Origin of the sequence: Flavobacterium aciduliphilum (genome assembly GCF_003268855.1) — a bacterium.
GTDB lineage: Bacteria > Bacteroidota > Bacteroidia > Flavobacteriales > Flavobacteriaceae > Flavobacterium > Flavobacterium aciduliphilum.
Genome location: NZ_QLSZ01000003.1, coordinates 214,474 through 232,598 on the forward strand (window position 1 = coordinate 214,474; position 18,125 = coordinate 232,598).

The following is an 18,125-nucleotide window of genomic DNA, read 5'->3' on the forward strand; positions in this document are numbered from 1 at the left end:
AAAAAATGAACGAAATAAAACTATTCTGTCCTGCCACTATTGCCAATTTATCTTGTGGGTTTGATGTGTTAGGACTCTGCCTAGAAACCATTGGTGATGAAATGATTATTCGTAAATCTTCTGAAAAAGGCATTCGAATTACCAAAATTATAGGAGCCGATTTACCAATGGAGACCGAAAAAAATGTGGCTGGAGTTGCCGCCTTGGCTTTTTATCAAGAAGCATCATCTCGAGAAGCCTTCGATTATGGCTTTGAGATTGAAATCTATAAAAACATCAAAACAGGTAGTGGTATTGGAAGCTCGTCTGCCAGTGCGGCTGGGGCGGTATTTGGAATCAATGAATTGTTGGGATGCCCTTTTACTCGTAAGGAATTGGTTACTTTTGCCATGAAAGGAGAAGTAGTCGCCAGTGGGAGCGAACATGCCGATAATGTTGCGCCTTGCTTGTTGGGGGGTGTTACTTTAGTACGAGGGTACAATCCGCTTGATGTAATTCGTATTGATAGTCCTAACGAACTATTTGCCGTAGTCCTTCATCCCCATATAGAAGTGAAAACAGCCGATGCGCGTGCAGTATTAAACCCTATGATTCCTTTAAAGAATGCTATCACCCAATGGGGAAATGTAGGCGGATTGATCGCGGGACTCTACACTCAAGACTACGAATTAATAGGACGTTCTCTAGAAGATGTGATTGTCGAACCGTTGCGAAAAAAGCTCATTCCTGGATTTGACGAAACTAAATTTGACGCAATGCAAAATGGAGCACTAGGCGCAGGGATTTCTGGCGCAGGGCCTTCTATATTTGCTTTGTGCAAGGGACATAAAACGGCTGAAAAAGTAGCTTTTGCTATGAGTGAAAGTTATCAAATTATAGGAATTCCATTTGATATGCATCTTTCAAAAATAAATCCGGAAGGCGTGAAAATAAATTAACCACACCAATTCAATAACTCTCGATAATTTTAATAATTTTTTTAATCAGTGTTCCAAAAAAAATAAAAATGAACTACTACAGTCTAAATAATAAAAAACAAAGCGTTTCTTTTCAAGAAGCCGTTATACAAGGTTTGGCTCCCGACAAGGGATTGTACTTTCCTGAATCCATAACCCCATTACCGCAGTCTTTTTTCGATGACATCGAATCCTTATCAAAAGAAGACATTGCGTTTCAAGTCATTCAACAATTTGTTGGAAACGAAATTCCTGAAGCGGCATTAAAGCACATCATTGCAGAAACCTTATGCTTTGATTTTCCTTGCGTTCCTGTTGAAGAAAACGTATATTCCTTAGAGTTGTATCATGGTCCCACCATGGCATTTAAAGACGTGGGCGCCCGATTCATGTCGCGATGCTTAGGGTATTTTAACCGTCATTCCAACAAAAACGTGACTGTTTTAGTGGCCACTTCTGGCGATACGGGTGGAGCTGTAGCAAGTGGTTTTTTGGGCGTTACAGGTGTTGAAGTGGTTATCCTCTACCCTTCTGGAAAAGTCAGCGACATTCAAGAACGGCAATTGACAACCTTGGGACAGAACATCACCGCACTAGAAGTCGCAGGAGTTTTTGACGATTGTCAAGATATGGTTAAAAGTGCTTTTTTGGATGAAAGTTTGAAACACAAAAATCTTACTTCTGCTAACTCGATAAACATTGCGCGTTGGTTGCCTCAAATGTTTTATTTCTTTTTTGCCTACCAACACTTGAAGCAACACAATAAACCCCTTATTATATCTTGTCCGAGTGGCAATTTTGGAAATATTTGTGCTGGTATTTTAGCCAAACGTTTAGGCTTGCCTATCGTCCATTTTGTTGCGGCTACTAATGCGAATGATACCGTTCCGTTGTTTATGGAAAGTGGCACTTATATAGCAAAGCCCTCCGTAGCGACTATTTCTAATGCTATGGACGTGGGGAATCCGAGCAATTTTGTGCGTATACAAGAAATGTATCATAATGATATCAATGAATTCAAGAAAGACTTTTCTTCCTATACCTTTTCCGATGAGGAAACTGAACTTGCTATGAAAACCCTCTATACTACTACTGGCTATATTGCCGAACCACATGGTGCCGTAGGGTATTTGGGACTGAAAAGAGAACTTCAAAATCATCCAGAAAGCGTTGGTGTCTTTCTAGAAACCGCTCATCCTATTAAGTTTTTAGATTTTGTAGAACCCGTTTTGAAACTAAAACTCCCTATTCCAAGTCAAATAGAATCCGTTTTGGTAAAGGATAAAATGAGTGTAAAAATTAGCAGTTATGATGAGTTAAAGACGTTCTTAGGATAAATTAGTTGTGTAGTCAAGTCTAAATATAAAAACGACCGCGGTCGTTTATTAAATTGACTGCGGTCATTTTTTGTAATGGTCAGGAACATTTTATATCTTTGACTTGATTAACACAAAAAATCCTCCTTATGCCTGTTTTTTTTACTGTTGTTGGAAAGAAACATCCAACCCAACCATAGCGCCAATGACATATTATCCTAGAGCGATACATTCGCGTATTATTGATTTGGACACCTTATCTGAGCAAATTTCAAATAGTACTACGCTCACTGAAACCGATTGCCAAGCAGTAATTTATAGTTTACTAAATGCCTTATCAAAGAGTTAAAACAAGGAAGTATTGTTAGATTTGGGCACTTGGGTACTTTTCAAAAAAGCGTAAAAGGAACCGCAAGTGATTGTCCCGAAAAAGTCAGTACAAAAAATATAAGCAGTGCCTCAATTATATATCGACCTGGAAGCCAATTTAAAAAATGCTACAAAACTTGAAGTTTAGTAGAAAGAAGTAAGTTAATTTCAAATTCTAATTGAATGATTAGGAATAAAAAATAATATTTACACTTCAAGAATCTATTAACCAACTATCATGGCCAAAAACAAAACCATAGTGACCGAAAATAGCGTCATGGATTTCATCAACTCATATGTAGCGGATGACCAAAAGAAAATAGATAGTTTTGAACTTATCCACTTAATGGAAAAATGGACGGGATTCCCTGCCAAAATGTGGGGTCCTTCTATCATTGGATTTGGGAGCTATTCCTACAAATATGCTAGTGGTCATGAAGGAACGGCTCCTATACTTGCGTTTTCTCCTAGAAAAGCAGCTTTTTCACTTTATGTTTATTCCCCATCTGACGAAAACACACTTCTTCTGGATGAATTAGGAAAATACAAATTAGCAAAAGCGTGTATTTATGTAAAAAAACTTAGTGATATCCAACTTTCAACTTTGGAACTTGTGTGTAAAGCTACTATCGCTTATATTACTCAACATAATGAATGTGCTTGCAGGACATAAAGTCTTGAAACTATTTGCTATGCCCAAAAAAAATCACTTTCCAAACGTATTTCAACATACACTTCTAAGGTAAATCTACACTAAAAGCCCCATTGGATATGGTTTTGGTATCGTTTGTCGTATAGTTTTTTACAATAATCGAAAAAGTACCTTCCATGTGTGTTGCAGTTTTAGAGGTAATCGTTAAAGAGCCCGATTCACTGTTGTACAACACGCCTCCTAATAAATAGGAAGCTGACAAATCTAATGCTAAAGGGCCTGTAAATTGGTACGTTCCAACAGGCAAGGCTTGAGATATTCTTATACCAATAGTATCGCCATTGGTTTTTGAAGCGGCTATACTATAGGAATCTGGAAAACCAGTAGAAATTATGTCCGATACATCAATATGATCTTCAACAAATTCATTTCCATCTACTTGAGCATAAAAACTATCCGTTACAGTATTTTGAGAAGTATATGGAATATTTGTAAATACACCATTAGTAAATACAATAGGAGAAATATTAGTTACCGAAAAATCGGACCAATACCCTGTAAAAGCAAACGTTCCTGAAATCGTATGATTTACGGTATCAATTGTGGTTATGGTTAATGATCCTGCTGAGACCGTTGGGCTTGTTGGATTAATTCCTAGATAAGAGTCATTTGCATTGGGTGCATAAGCAAAAGTATTATTTAATGCATTGTATGTTCCTGCAGTAGTTCCTGTTAGCGAAAAACCAAAACCTTCTGCGCCTTTCAATCCAACTAACTCAATTTGACCATTATAAATATTGGCTGTCGCCGATGTGGCTACCCATGTTTGTCCACCAAAGTCTGCTTTAAACACTGCCGCTCCACCAGTTCCTCCTCCATTATTGTTTCCACCACCAGTATTTGTTGGATTGTTAAGCTGACTTGCTAAGGTTGCATCAACCGGTTCGTTATCACAAGATACCAGAATTAATAGAGCAAATACAAATATAATTTTAGACAATAGTTTAGTTTTCTTCATGACATTAATTTTTTTCAAATATAATTATTTTTATTTATTATTCGTTATTTTTTGGAACTCTGAGTAATAACAGTAATCCTAATACAAAAAATGCCCCTAAAAAAACGATAGCATTACGCATAGAGCCTGTTACTAAATCTATTGTTCCGTAAATAGTCATTCCAATAACAATACCCACTTTTTCTGTGACATCATAGAAACTAAAAAAAGAGGCTGTATCATCGGTTTCTGGTAAAAATTTAGAATAGGTAGAACGAGCAATCGATTGAATTCCTCCCATTACTAATCCAACGAAACCGGCTGTGGCATAAAATTGAATTGGTGTATGAACAAAAAAAGCAAAAGCACAAAGAATAGCCCATACTCCGTTGAGGAAAATCAGGGTATTTATATTTCCAAATTTCTCTGAAGCTCGAGACGTGAGAACTGCTCCTACAACGGCCACTAATTGAATTAATAAAATACTAATTATCAAGCCCATGGTTTTATCATCACTTCCCCAATCTATTTCAGTAGCACCAAAATAAGTTGCTACAAGCATCACCGTTTGGACCGCCATGATAAAAACAAAATAACTGTACAAATAGCTTTTTAAGCGAAGGTTTGATTGCAATTGCTTCCAAACCAATGTTAGTTCGTGAAATCCTTTAAATACAAAATCTTTAGTCAGAGGTATATTATTTTTATTTCCTCTGGGTAAATAATAATATGTAATATGGCTGAATCCAATCCACCAAACCCCTACCATAACAAACGAGATTTTCATAGCTTCTTTTGAAGTATCAATGCCAAACGAATGTGGATACATCACCATCAATAAGTTTATCACCAAAAGAATAGTACTTCCAATATATCCCATAGAAAACCCTCTTGCACTAACACGATCTTGTTGCTCTGGAAAGGCAATATCGGGTAAATAGGAATTGTAGAATACCAGACTAGACCAAAATCCAATCAACCCAAAAAAATATGACGTATAACTCAAAAACAAATTATCTATATCGAACCAATAAAGTCCTACACAAGAAAGCCCACCCAAATAACAAAAGAAACGCATAAAAGCTTTTTTATTTCCTAGGTAATCTGAAATTCCTGATAATATAGGAGAACACAATGCCACAATTAAAAAAGCAAAAGCAGTCACGAAACTAATCATTGCGGTATCTTTACATTGATACCCCAATAACATCACATAATTGCGCCCACTTTCTTTAAAAATCATGTCATAGTAAATAGGAAAAACAGCCGAAGCAATCACAAGACTGTAAACCGAGTTGGCCCAATCATAAAATGCCCATGCGTTTAATAATTTAGGGTGTCCTTTAGGTAAATTTGCCATAAAATAGAGTTAAAAATAAAAAATCCCGATACTCATCGGGATTCAAATATAGTCTTTTTTTTAATTACTTAAAGAAAACGCCAAATTTTGCAGCTTCAGCTTTAGCTTCGGGTAATAATGCTTTCAATTGAGCAATTCTGGTTTCATCAGAAGGATGCGTGCTTAAGAATTCCATAGGTGCTTTTCCTCCCGAATTGGCCGACATACGTTCCCAAAAGGTAATTGCTTCCGATGGATTATACCCTGCAATAGCCATGAGTGTTAGCCCTATTTTATCAGCTTCACTCTCATGACTTCTGCTGAACGGCAACATGCCTCCATATTGAGTGGTTACTCCATAAGCTGTCAAGGCAATATCTTGAGTCATCTTACTTTTAGAACCCACAGCTACAGCAACACCGGTTGCACCCAATTGCTGAAGAAGACCCGCACTCATACGTTGTTGTCCATGATTAGCCAAAGCATGAGACACTTCATGTCCCAATACTGTAGCTAAACCAGCCTCATCTTTTGTAATCGGTAAAATACCCGAATACACTACTATTTTCCCTCCTGGCATACACCAAGCATTCACTTCTTTACTTTCTACTAATTTATACTCCCATTGGTAGTCTGATAAATACCCAGATTGTCCATGAGCATTAAGCCATTTTTCAGCGGCTTCTTTAATTTTCTTACCAACAAGCTCCACTTTTTTAGCTTCTGCTGTTCCTTGTATGACTTTGTTTTCGGACAAAAACTGACTGTATTGTTGAAAGGCTGATGGCAAAATTTCTGTATTGGGCACCAAAGCCAAAGTATTTTTACCTGTAAATGGATTTTTAGCACAAGAATATGTTAGTGCCAAAGCCAAAGAAATGGTTAGAATATTATTTATTTTCATTTGTTTAATACTTGAGTTCAAAAATACAAAAATTAGAAACAGACACCTAAAGCAATCAAACGATTTCTTTAAAACATTAATGACTATTGAATGTTAAAAGCACTGTACATCCTTTATTTTGTTCACTAACAATAGAAACCTGTATGGAAAGCATCGAGCACAATCGTCTTACAATTGATAATCCAAGACCAATTCCTTTGGTGTGTTCTGCTTCTGTAACATTGGATGCTCTATAAAATGAATTAAACACTTTATCTAATTCATCTTGGGAAATTCCAATTCCGTTATCAATAATTTTTAGTATTATTTTATCTTCGACACGTTCAATTACTGTCTTGATTATACCTCGATCTGGAGTATATTTGAATGCATTAGATATAATATTATGAAGAATAATCGACAATAAATAACCATCCGTTGACACATAGTATACATCATCAAAAATTTCTTGAACTTCTATTTTTTTATTTTTTTCTTTAACCTTGTAACGAGAAATTGCTTCCGCTAAACACTCATTTACGTTAATATTTTCTTTGCTGATAGACTGCTTTTGATTTTCAAAACGCGCTAATAACAATAACTGATCGACCAAATCATTAATATGATCAACTTCTTCAATACATAAATTAATTTTTTGATTATATTCTTCTAGAGTTCTGGGTTTTCTAATCAAAACTTGAAGCGTTCCTTTAATTACTGCTAAAGGAGTTCGTAATTCGTGAGAAGCATCAGAAGTAAATTGTTTTTCACGTTCAAGCGTGTCCTCAATCCTATTGAGCAGACTATTTATCGTATGAGACAAGACATATAATTCATCTTTATTTTTGGGTAATGGAATTCTAGCTTTTAGGTTATCATTAGTAATCGTATTGGATGTCTCAATTATGGTGTTTATTGGTTTTATACTTCTACCAGCGATAAATTGTGCCATAAAAAAGAGCACAAGCAATACTATTGGAAAAATTACACTTAAGATATATTTTAAATTTTCTTGAATAGATATTGCTTCTTGTAATGAAACCGCCACAATAAGATACCCCACAATCTTTTTTTCATTGAAAAGAGGTACTTGAATTTGCCTTACCAATTTTCCAGATATTTTGGTATCAGAAGCTTTTTGTTTTTGTAATTTATAGGTAAATTCTAATTCTTGGTCTTTTAGATTTTCAGACTTTTTTATAATTGTTCCTATACTATCGGTAAGTTGTAAAAAAACAGGATCTACTGATACTTCGTTATGTTCTCTTTGTATCCAAGCTTCAGGATTAATAAAATTGATTTTATTTGGTGATATTTTAATATTCTCAATGTATTCATTCACTTCCAAATTAATATTTTCATTAATTTTCTTATTAATTGTAATGAGCACAATACTGTAAATTGAAAAAAAGACAACAAAAATCAAAATTGCTGCTGAAATGATATACAAAAAGGCAATTCTGTTTTTTAAAGAAAATTTATTCATAGATTTTTTATTCTTGAACTATAAACCCAACACCCCTGACTGTTTTAATCCAATCGTTATTTTTGTCGATATTTAGCTTTTTTCTAATCGAATTCATAAAAACATCAATTACGCCAGTATCATACTCAAAGTAAATATTCCAAACGCGTTCAATGATTTCTGTTCTTGAACAAACTCTTCCTTTGTTTTTGATCAAATAAACTAGCAATTCATATTCTCGTTGCGTAAGTACAACCTCTTTTTCTTCAACATATACTTTGTGTTTTAGAACATCAATTTTTATAGTCCCGACTTCCAAAATATCGCTTGATTTTTCCGCTCTAAAATGTACTTTAATACGTTCTAGCAATTCATCAAAACTAAATGGCTTTTTGATATAATCATTAGCTCCTGCTTTGAGTCCTTCAATAGTTTCTTGAATCGTATCTTTTGCCGTTAAAAAAATAATTGGAATAGTCTTGTTAGTTTCTCGAATTTTTGTACAAATCTCAAGACCTGAAATTTGTGGCAACATCCAATCTAACAAAATCAAATCAAAAGATTTTGTAGTTGCTTTTTCAAGCCCCTTTGCTCCTTCAGTGGCATGATCTACCACAAATCCTTCCTCTTGTAATCCTTGAGTAAGGAAATTTAATATCCCTAGTTCGTCTTCAATGATCAATATTCTCATTATTCTTAAAAAATTTTAAATTTCATAGCCATTCAAAAGTAACTAAAAAATGGATTCAAAAGTAGCGAAACGTAAAAATTATATTAACTATTGTATGATGTAAGTCAGAATTTCCTTAAGCCATGAGATTTTTATAAATTTGTATCCTAAATAAATTGATATGTATTTTTTTCAAAAGAAATCACCAATATACCAACTAGGTATTTTTTACCTTCTTGTGAATTTCATTATTCGAATAGTTCTTTTTTTTCATCCTATTACGCAATCTCATTTTTCTATCATTGATGGTATCAAAATTATATTTCTAGGTGCTGTATCTGATTTATTTGTGTATTTCGTAGCGAGTGTTTTCTTGTGGTTGTATTTGCTTTTTTTATCCAACAAAAAGTATGACAAGCCTTGGGGGTATGTTATTTTTGGCCTTCATCTTTCTATACTACTATACATCATCTCTGGAAAATCCATTCTACATGAATATGGAGGTTCGTTACCCGAAATAGGATTAGCCTTTGTAGGCTTAAAAACTTTTTTATTTGGTTTGCTCTTGTTTCTTCCTGCGTACAGAAAAAACATTCGTAAAATATTATATAGCCTTTGCATTTTTATTTTTGTACTTGTCATTATACAAAATGCTATTAGTGAGTTTTTCTTTTGGAATGAGTTTGGTGTTCGATACAATTTTATAGCCGTAGACTATTTGGTTTATACCAATACTGTGATTGGGAATATCATGGAATCCTATCCTGTAGTTCCTTTATTCACTAGCGTGGGAATATTTGCTATTCTTGTAACCTTTTTCGTAGTAAAAAAAACAAAATCTTTTTTGGATAAATTGCCCTCTTTTTCTGAAAAGATTAAAAATTTGATCGCCTATTCCTTTCTTTTCTTGCTATCTCTATGGGCAATCCCAAGTCTTTCGAAACTTCAAAATTCAAATAATGTTTTCACAAACGAACTACAAGCTAACGGAATATACAAGTTCTATACTGCGTTTATGAATAGTGAGTTGGATTTTTACAAGTTTTATAAAACCATTCCCGAAACCGAAGCTTATTCAATTGTGAAGAAACAACTTGTAGGGCTTTCTTCAAAAGATGCCACGAGAACCGTTAATGATTCCTTACCTGAAATTCATAAAAATGTTGTACTCATAACGATAGAAAGTTACAGTGCCGATTTTCTTAAAGCATATGGTAATCAACAAAATATAACCCCATTTATCGACGAACTTGCACAAAAAAGTCTCCAATTTACGAATCTGTATGCGGTAGGAAATCGAACTGTTCGAGGCTTAGAAGCTGTAACGTTGTGCTTTCCTCCTACCGCTGGTGAAAGCATCATCAAAAGGGTGGACAATAAAAATAAATTTTCTACTGGAGCCCTTTTCAAAAAAAGAGGATATGCAGTCAAATTTCTATATGGAGGCGATGCGTATTTTGACAATATGGGAGATTTCTTTGGAGGAAATGGCTACGATTTAGTAGATAAAAAATCTTTTAAACCCAATGAAATTACATTTTCAAATATTTGGGGCGTTTGCGATGAAGATATGGCGCACAAAGCAATTGCAACCATGAATGCAGAATATCAAACAGGAAAACCATTTTTCAATCATTGGATGACCGTGAGCAACCATAGACCCTTTACCTATCCTGATGGAAAAATCGACATTGATGCACATTCAAAATCAAGAGAAGGTGGCGTAAAATATACCGATTATGCGCTGAGAAAATTTTTCTCCATGGCCGCTCAACAACCTTGGTTTAAAAATACAGTTTTTGTAGTGGTTGCTGATCATTGTGCTTCGAGCTCTGGAAAAACTGAGTTACCCCTTGACAAATACAGAATCCCAGCAATGATTTATGCACCAGGATTCATTACTCCTGGAGAATGTACTAAACTTATGTCTCAAATAGATTTGATGCCAACCTTAATGGGAATGCTTCATTTTCAATACAAAAGTAAGTTTTACGGTCAAGATGTATTCAAATCGGACTACCAGCCGAGAGCTTTTATAGCGACCTATCAAGATTTAGGCTTAATTAAAGACCAAGTCCTTACCATAATATCACCTGTTAAAAAAGTAAAGCAATTCGACTTAGTCGGTATCAATACTAAGGGGATTTCACCAAATTTTCAAATATTATATGAGGAAAAACCCGTCACTAAAGAACGAACTGATTTAATCCGTGAAACCATTGCTTATTATCAATCGGCTTCCTATTTATTAAAAAACAAGAAGTATCAAAAATAATTATTCTAAAACAAAACTTACAGAAACGGAAGCCGTTATTTCAATTTGTCCTAAAGCCATCGTTTCTTTTGTGGGTGTTGTTGCAGAAAAAGCCAGAGTACTTGTTTTGTCCATGACTTGAGGATAATACGCTTGTGAGGTATCTGAAATCATGATGGCCTTTCCTACTTTTTGATTTAGGGTTGAAGCAAAATCTTCTGCCTTATGTTTTGCATTTTTGATGGCTAATTTTCGTGCCTCTGATTGTAATTCTTCTCTTTTACTTGATTTAAATTCAATAGAAGAAATTTCATTAATTCCATTGGCTATCAATCCCATCATGAGTGCTTCATATTTTGATAAATCCTTGATGGTGATACTAAAATTTTGATTCGCTTGATAAAAATACGCTTTCTTTTCATAATCGTAATTTCGATTCAAACTCAAAGCAGTCGTTTTATAGTCTGAATTGGGAAGCGCCATTTTTTTTATCCATTTTAGTACTTTATCGGAAGCTTCATCATTGGCATTTTTTACCTCAACGGCTTCTTTTCCTACAGTATTAATAGCAAAATTGAGCACCGCATAATCTGGATTTACTAAAATGGTACCTTCACCTGAAACTGTGATTTGAGGATTTCCTTTCGAATCTTGTGCCGATACAAGAAAACTAAAACAACAAATAAGTGTTAATAATAAGTGCTTCATTACCCTAAAATTTATAATTTTCCTTGTTTAGCCATAACAAACATGATTATTATGGGAATCGCCAAAATTACCACAACAAAAAGATTATCTGTCAACACATAATGTGCTTTCAAAAGTGTAAAAATATACCCACCAATAGCACCTCCTATATGAGCTGTATGCCCTATATTGTCAGTATTAGCTTTCATTCCATATATGGAATACAATAAATATATTACTCCAAAAATATATCCTGGTATATCAATCGGAATAAAAAGAATATTGATTGGCATGTTTGGAAACAACAAAATAGCAGAAAATATAATTCCTGTTACTGCGCCAGAGGCTCCTACTGCTGTATAATTATAATTGTTTTTATGAAAAAAAACAGTGAGCATATTTCCGAAAAGTAAGCTAGCAAAATAAATGAGCACGAAGGAAAAAGTTCCCATTAATTGCAAAACCACATCTGCAAAAGAATATAACGCCAACATATTAAAAGCTAAATGCGCCATATCAGCATGTAAAAACCCAGAGGTTAGCATTCGATATTGTTCTCCCGATTGAATACTTCCCATGTGAAATTGGTATTTCCTAAAAAAGGAATAGTCATTAAACCCTTTAATACTCACTAATACATTGAGTACAATTAAAATTAAAAGAATACCACTAGAATCCATATTTTTTTATTGTAAAAGTAAGAATTGTTTGTGAGGTTTTCTTGATCTGCACAAATAAAATTGACATAAACTGTATATTTGCAAAAATTTTATAAAAATGCAACTGCTCGTATACCTAATTATTTACCCAATATTGTGGTTGATTTCGATTCTTCCCTTTCCCGTTTTATATTGGTTATCTGATGGTATCTATGTAATTTTATATTACATTATTGGCTATAGAAAAAGAACGGTAAGAGAAAATTTAGCGATGGCATTACCTCATCTTTCAGATCAAGAGCGCTTAGAAATTGAAAAAAAATCATTTCACCATTTGTGCGATATGTTCTTGGAAATGATTAAAACCATGACCATTTCTGAAAAAGAAATTAACAAACGGTTCACGTACTCCAATCTTGATACGTACTTAGATTTGGAAAAAAAAGGTAAAAGTATTGCGCTAATGTGTGCCCATTATGCTAGCTATGAATGGGTAATTTCTATGAATACAAAAACTACTTTCAAAGGATTTGCTATTTACAAAAGAATTGCAAACCCCTATTTTGATCAATTGGTACGAAAAATTCGCTCTCGATTTGATGCTTATTTAATCACCACTAAAGAAACTAAATCGTGTATTGAAAAAAATGCTAAAGAGGGTGTTTTTGGTGTTTATGGTTTTGCTAGTGATCAAACGCCAAGACGATCGGATAACTTACATTGGTTTCATTTTATGGGTATTGAAACCCCAATCCATTTCGGAGCAGAAATGCTCGCTAAAAGATACAATATGAATGTAATTTTTTTGAAAGTAACTAAAATAAAACGTGGCTATTATAGTGCTTCATTTGAAGTTTTATCTGAGAATGCAACGTCAGTTCCAGATTTTGAAATTTCGGAAACTTTTATGAAAAAAGTAGAAGAACAAATTTATGAAGCACCCGAGTATTATTTATGGACTCACAAACGTTGGAAGCATAAAAAAAAGTAGCCTTTAATACAAAAAAAGCACGAAATATTTTTTACTTCGTGCTTTGCTTTTATTTTTTAAGCATACATTTTCTTTCTCATCTCTTGAATTTTGTCATCCTCAAGATATTCATCAAATGTCATATAGCGATCAATAACGCCATTAGGAGTAATTTCTAAAACACGATTGGCAACAGTTTGAGCAAACTCATGATCGTGTGTGGTAAACAACACCGACCCTTTGAAGTTTTTCAATGTATTATTAAAGGCTGTAATCGACTCCAAGTCTAGGTGATTCGTGGGCTCGTCCAACATCAATACATTCGCACGAATCATCATCATGCGTGAAATCATACAACGTACTTTTTCACCCCCCGATAATACGGTACATTTTTTTAGAGCTTCTTCCCCTGAAAAAATCATTTTACCCAAAAATCCACGAATGTAAACTTCATCACGTTCTTCCTCCGTTTTAGCCCATTGACGCAACCAATCTACCAAGTTTAATGAACCATCCTGAAAAAACTCGTGATTATCATTTGGTAAGTACGATTGTGTGGTTGTAATACCCCAATCAAAAGTACCTACATCTGGTTTTAAATTGTTATTTAAAATTTCGTAAAAAGCTGTTGTAGCTCGGGAATCTTTTGAAAAAACAACTACCTTATCCCCTTTTGCCATATTCAAATCAACATTCTTAAACAAAATTTCCCCATCAATAGACGCAGCAAGATTTTGAACATGCAAAATTTGATCGCCTGCCTCTCGTTCGGTATCAAAAATTATAGCTGGATATCTTCTGCTTGAGGGTTTGATTTCATCTAAATTCAATTTATCAATCATCTTTTTACGAGAAGTTGCCTGCTTAGATTTTGCCACATTCGCACTAAATCTTCTAATAAACTCTTCCAATTCGGCTTTTTTCTCTTCTGCTTTTTTGTTTTGTTGTGCTCGTTGTTTGGCAGCCAATTGACTCGATTCGTACCAGAAAGTATAATTTCCTGAATAATGATTAATCTTACCAAAATCAATATCAGAAATATGCGTACAAACAGCATCTAAAAAGTGACGATCGTGCGATACGACAATAACCGTATTATCATAATTCGCTAGAAAATTTTCCAACCATGAAATCGTTTCAAAATCCAAGTCGTTGGTTGGCTCATCCATCACCAAAACGTCGGGATTACCAAAAAGCGCTTGAGCCAGCAGGACTCTTACCTTAAGTTTTCCTTCCATCTCACTCATCAAAGTATAATGCATATCGGCTGAAATACCAAGATTAGACAACATAGCCGCAGCATCTGAATCTGCATTCCAGCCGTTCATTTCTTCAAATTGGACTTGCAATTCTCCTATGCGATCAGCGTGTTTGTCATCATAATCAGCATATAAAGCATCCATTTCGGTTTTTACAGCGTAAAGCACTTTATTTCCCATCATCACCGTTTCCAAAACCGTATGTTCGTCAAACATATTATGATTTTGATTTAAGACAGACATTCTTTTGCCTGGTTCTAAAATAACTCTTCCAGATGTAGGCTCAATATCTCCAGCCAGAATTTTAAGAAACGTAGACTTTCCGGCACCATTTGCCCCGATGATACCATAACAATTTCCTTGTGTAAAAGTGGTATTAACTTCATCAAATAGGATTCTTTTTCCAAATTGAACTGATAAATTGGATACTGTGAGCATCGTTTTCTTTTTTAAAATTGTGGTGCAAAAGTAAACATTAGAGATTAGTTTTTATAGTCCGAGTAGTTTTTTTTATTCAATACTATAAGGATTGTTTTTTTCGGTCATCGAGTGAGTTCTGCAAATTTTAATTGGATAGGAAATCCTATTATGGATGAAAATTTGTAAGTTTGCCTTCCATAAGAGAGCTATGTCAACAAATATTACAGAAAAAAACTATCAAAAACTGGTGATTCAAGTATCATTAGGTGGTTTGTCTTTTTGTGTCTTTGATACCTTAACGGGGACAGCTGTACTGTTAAAAAACTTTCATTTTGATAGTTTTAATAGAAGTTCAAATATTGAAGATTTATTTGCTGAAGTATATCAGGCGAATCCCGAGTTGACAAGAAAATATGACGAAGTGCTTATTTTGCACAACAACAATTTGTCTACATTTGTTCCAGAACCGCTTTTTGATGAAGCCTTTATGGGCAGTTATTTGCAATACAACACTAAGGTATTTGAAACCGATTTTTTTGCTTTTGACGCTTTGGATATACATCAGATGAATCATGTGTACATCCCTTATGTAAATATGAACAATTTTTTTATTGACATTTATGGCAGTTTTGATTACAAACATGCCAATACCATTTTAGTGTCAAAATTATTGGAAAAATCCAAGAACAAAGATGATCGAAAAATGTTTGTTCATGTGTGTGAAAATCATTTTGAAATTGTTGTAGTTCAAAACCAAAACCTTGTTTTTTTTAATTCTTTCGAATATAAAACTCCTGAAGATTTTATTTATTACATTCTATTCACAGCAGAACAACTACAGTTGAACCCTGAGCATTTTGCACTAGAATTATTAGGAAGTATTTCGGAAGGCGACCCAATTTACAATAGGGTGTATACCTATGTTCGTCATGTTACTTTATATGACGTTTCGACACAAAACCATCCCCTTTCAGAAACTGAAAAAAGACGTCATTTTATATTACTGCACGCATGAGAATTATTTCGGGAACATACAAAGGGAGACGGATTAATCCCCCAACAAAATTGCCTGTTCGACCCACAACTGATATGAGCAAGGAAGCCTTGTTTAATATACTGAATAATTATTTTAATTTTTCAAGTCTAACGCTTTTAGATTTATTTGCAGGCACAGGAAATATTAGCTACGAATTTGCTTCGAGAGGATGCTTAAGTAGTACTTGTGTAGATGCAGACGTGGGGTGCGTTCAATTTATTAAAAAAACCGCTAGCGAATTTGATTTTCCTATTACAGTCTTAAAAAGTGATGTTTTTAAATTTTTAGAAAAACATCAAGGAAAATATGACATCATTTTTGCTGACCCTCCTTATGGTTTAGACCAATCCGAATTTGAAAAAATTGTGCAATTGGTGTTTGAAAATAACCTTCTCGACCCAGAAGGAATGATTGTTATAGAGCATTCTAAACATACAAAAATGGATCATTTACCACACTTTTCATTTGAAAAAAACTATGGCGGTACGGTGTTTTCATTTTATGAATTGGATTAATTCAACGTAATTTAATGATTGTGTTTTGAATAGTCTGAGTAATATTAAAAGTCGAAATTCTTCTCAATACAGAGCAAACCGCCTTCTTTGGTCTCTATTTTTTTCTAAAAGAATAAGCATTACTATATTCTTGTATTTTTTGTCAATTTTAAGTGTACACTCTCAAAATCACTACAATTTTTGGAACAGAATCGCTGTTTCACATACGCTGACAGAAAATATAAAAGCTGAATTTGAAATACAAAATCGGTGGCAAAATGATCTCTATTCAAACGAAAAAATTTGGTTTGAAGATAAGTTAATGAACAGTTTCCGATTGTGGATGTATTATCGAATACACGATCATCTTACTCTACTTATATCGCCTATTTCATACTTTGAAAACAATCCTATAATTCGTAATATAGGTGATGAAAATAAATCACTTACCTACGAAAATAGATATTCTGTTTTGATTGAAAGAAATGTAAAAATTTTACCCAAAACATCATTCATAAATAAGGTAGGAATTGAATATAGGGATTTTAAAAACAGTGCCCCCGATTATTTTAGAGCGAGAGAAAAACTTACTTTTAAATATGATTTGAGTTCTAAATATGCGGTGTTGGCTTATGATGAACTCTTTATAAACTGCATTAATAAAGATGGAATTACTATTTTTGACCAAAATAGAACGGGACTTTCGGTCAATTATACAGGAATTAAAAATCTAAAATTAGAACTCGGTTACATGTATAATTATCGTTCACAAAGAAATACTGACGTTCATTTGAGTGAAAACAATTTAACTGTAAACACCTATTATTCAATACCTAAAAAAAATAAATGGACTTGAATCATATTATTGGATATCTATTAGCTTTATTTGTAGGCATAACATTAGGATTAATTGGTAGTGGCGGTTCCATTTTATCTGTTCCTATTTTAGTATACGTGATGAGAGTGGAGCCTATTTTAGCTACGGCCTATTCTCTATTTATTGTAGGAACCACTGCATTATTTGGTGGGATTCAAAAAGCAAAACAAAAATTAGTCGATTTTAACAAAGTCTTTCTTTTTGGAATTCCAACAATAGTAGCTGTTTTTGTAACCCGAAAAATTATAGTTCCGGCAATACCTGAAGTCGTTTTTGCAACTGCTAATTTTACGTTACATAAATCCGTATTAATCATGATTGTTTTTGCAATTGTGATGATTTTTGCTTCCATACGAATGATAAAACCATTAAAAGCAAGCAATACAAAAGTAGATTCAAACCTCAATTATTTAGGGATTTTTACTCAAGGTTTGTTTATTGGTCTAGTTGCAGGATTTGTTGGAGCTGGAGGTGGCTTTTTAATTATACCCGCCTTACTTTTTTTGACAAAAACTCCAATGAAAATGGCTGTCGGCACTTCCTTATTCGTTGTATCTGCGCAATCCTTGCTTGGTTTTATTGGAGATCTCAGACCTGACCAAACTATTGATTGGACATTACTTTTAACTTTTACGATTTGTTCCATAATAGGCGTTTTTATTGGAAGTATGCTTTCTAAAAAGATTGAGGGCGAAAAATTAAAAACTGGATTTGGATGGTTTGTATTTGCTATGGGAATCTATATCATTATAAAAGAAACAGTATTCAAGTAGGTATCCACTATTTTCATATTCCATTTGAACTATCATAGTTATGCGAGTA

General features: G+C 33.9%; 17 protein-coding genes and 1 pseudogene. 10 read left to right on the forward strand and 8 right to left on the reverse strand.

Going from position 1 to position 18,125, the window contains the following annotated elements:
• Window positions 1-5: 5 nt before the first annotated feature.
• The 4 genes and pseudogenes from CLV55_RS05275 (at window position 6) to CLV55_RS05285 (ending at window position 3,314) form a co-directional block, all read left to right on the forward strand.
• Window positions 6-938: a homoserine kinase gene (locus tag CLV55_RS05275; protein ID WP_112112704.1), complete on the forward strand. Its 933-nt coding sequence runs from the start codon at window positions 6-8 to the stop codon at window positions 936-938.
• Between the two features lie 68 nt (window positions 939-1,006).
• A complete protein-coding gene (thrC, locus tag CLV55_RS05280) occupies window positions 1,007-2,293 on the forward strand; it encodes a threonine synthase (protein WP_112112705.1) in 1,287 nt (428 codons plus the stop codon).
• Between the two features lie 184 nt (window positions 2,294-2,477).
• Window positions 2,478-2,782: pseudogene (locus CLV55_RS13090) on the forward strand (HU family DNA-binding protein).
• Window positions 2,783-2,879: 97 nt separating this feature from the next.
• Window positions 2,880-3,314 carry a DUF1801 domain-containing protein gene (locus CLV55_RS05285; RefSeq protein WP_112112706.1) on the forward strand — a complete coding sequence of 145 codons (435 nt, stop codon included), beginning with the start codon at window positions 2,880-2,882 and terminating at the stop codon, window positions 3,312-3,314.
• Window positions 3,315-3,378: 64 nt separating this feature from the next.
• On the opposite strand, the gene CLV55_RS05290 is transcribed toward CLV55_RS05285, so the two are convergent.
• From CLV55_RS05290 to CLV55_RS05310, 5 genes are all read right to left on the reverse strand, one after another.
• Window positions 3,379-4,311 (reverse strand): DUF6252 family protein, encoded by a 933-nt coding sequence (locus CLV55_RS05290; RefSeq protein ID WP_112112707.1) that lies wholly within the window; start codon window positions 4,309-4,311, stop codon window positions 3,379-3,381.
• Window positions 4,312-4,348: 37 nt separating this feature from the next.
• On the reverse strand, window positions 4,349-5,650 hold the full coding sequence (locus CLV55_RS05295; protein WP_112112708.1) for an MFS transporter: 1,302 nt from the start codon (window positions 5,648-5,650) through the stop codon (window positions 4,349-4,351).
• A 64-nt stretch (window positions 5,651-5,714) separates the two neighbouring features.
• Window positions 5,715-6,533 carry a M48 family metallopeptidase gene (locus tag CLV55_RS05300; protein WP_112112709.1) on the reverse strand — a complete coding sequence of 273 codons (819 nt, stop codon included), beginning with the start codon at window positions 6,531-6,533 and terminating at the stop codon, window positions 5,715-5,717.
• 76 nt (window positions 6,534-6,609) lie between these two features.
• Window positions 6,610-7,998, reverse strand: coding sequence for a sensor histidine kinase (locus CLV55_RS05305; RefSeq protein ID WP_112112710.1), 1,389 nt, complete (start codon window positions 7,996-7,998; stop codon window positions 6,610-6,612).
• A gap of 7 nt (window positions 7,999-8,005) precedes the next feature.
• Entirely contained in the window at window positions 8,006-8,668 is a 663-nt protein-coding gene (locus CLV55_RS05310; RefSeq protein WP_112112711.1) for a response regulator transcription factor, read from the reverse strand.
• A gap of 160 nt (window positions 8,669-8,828) precedes the next feature.
• On the opposite strand from CLV55_RS05310, the gene CLV55_RS05315 reads away from it, so the two are divergent.
• On the forward strand, window positions 8,829-10,922 hold the full coding sequence (locus tag CLV55_RS05315; protein WP_112112712.1) for an LTA synthase family protein: 2,094 nt from the start codon (window positions 8,829-8,831) through the stop codon (window positions 10,920-10,922).
• Here CLV55_RS05315 and CLV55_RS05320 read toward each other — a convergent pair whose 3' ends face one another.
• Together CLV55_RS05320 and CLV55_RS05325 are read right to left on the reverse strand one after the other, a co-directional pair.
• Window positions 10,923-11,609 carry an SIMPL domain-containing protein gene (locus CLV55_RS05320; RefSeq protein WP_112112713.1) on the reverse strand — a complete coding sequence of 229 codons (687 nt, stop codon included), beginning with the start codon at window positions 11,607-11,609 and terminating at the stop codon, window positions 10,923-10,925.
• Window positions 11,610-11,620: 11 nt separating this feature from the next.
• Window positions 11,621-12,268, reverse strand: coding sequence for a rhomboid family intramembrane serine protease (locus CLV55_RS05325; RefSeq protein WP_112112714.1), 648 nt, complete (start codon window positions 12,266-12,268; stop codon window positions 11,621-11,623).
• A 97-nt stretch (window positions 12,269-12,365) separates the two neighbouring features.
• Between CLV55_RS05325 and CLV55_RS05330 the strand changes: the two genes are divergently transcribed.
• The gene (locus CLV55_RS05330) at window positions 12,366-13,238 is read left to right on the forward strand and encodes a lysophospholipid acyltransferase family protein (RefSeq protein WP_112112715.1); all 873 of its coding nucleotides are present in this window, start codon (window positions 12,366-12,368) and stop codon (window positions 13,236-13,238) included.
• Window positions 13,239-13,294: 56 nt separating this feature from the next.
• Here the strand turns inward: CLV55_RS05330 and CLV55_RS05335 are convergent, their stop codons facing one another.
• Entirely contained in the window at window positions 13,295-14,914 is a 1,620-nt protein-coding gene (locus tag CLV55_RS05335) for an ABC-F family ATP-binding cassette domain-containing protein (protein ID WP_112112716.1), read from the reverse strand.
• 190 nt (window positions 14,915-15,104) lie between these two features.
• Between CLV55_RS05335 and CLV55_RS05340 the strand changes: the two genes are divergently transcribed.
• The 4 genes from CLV55_RS05340 to CLV55_RS05355 all read left to right on the forward strand — a co-directional run bounded on the left by CLV55_RS05340 (window position 15,105) and on the right by CLV55_RS05355 (window position 18,076).
• Window positions 15,105-15,911: a DUF3822 family protein gene (locus CLV55_RS05340; protein WP_112112717.1), complete on the forward strand. Its 807-nt coding sequence runs from the start codon at window positions 15,105-15,107 to the stop codon at window positions 15,909-15,911.
• Window positions 15,908-16,447 carry a 16S rRNA (guanine(966)-N(2))-methyltransferase RsmD gene (rsmD, locus tag CLV55_RS05345; protein WP_112112718.1) on the forward strand — a complete coding sequence of 180 codons (540 nt, stop codon included), beginning with the start codon at window positions 15,908-15,910 and terminating at the stop codon, window positions 16,445-16,447. The genes CLV55_RS05340 and rsmD overlap by 4 nt, the downstream gene beginning before the upstream one ends.
• A gap of 139 nt (window positions 16,448-16,586) precedes the next feature.
• Window positions 16,587-17,282: a DUF2490 domain-containing protein gene (locus CLV55_RS05350; protein ID WP_158527023.1), complete on the forward strand. Its 696-nt coding sequence runs from the start codon at window positions 16,587-16,589 to the stop codon at window positions 17,280-17,282.
• Window positions 17,273-18,076 (forward strand): sulfite exporter TauE/SafE family protein, encoded by an 804-nt coding sequence (locus CLV55_RS05355; protein ID WP_112112720.1) that lies wholly within the window; start codon window positions 17,273-17,275, stop codon window positions 18,074-18,076. Before CLV55_RS05350 ends, CLV55_RS05355 begins: the two co-directional genes overlap by 10 nt.
• Window positions 18,077-18,125: the final 49 nt, after the last annotated feature.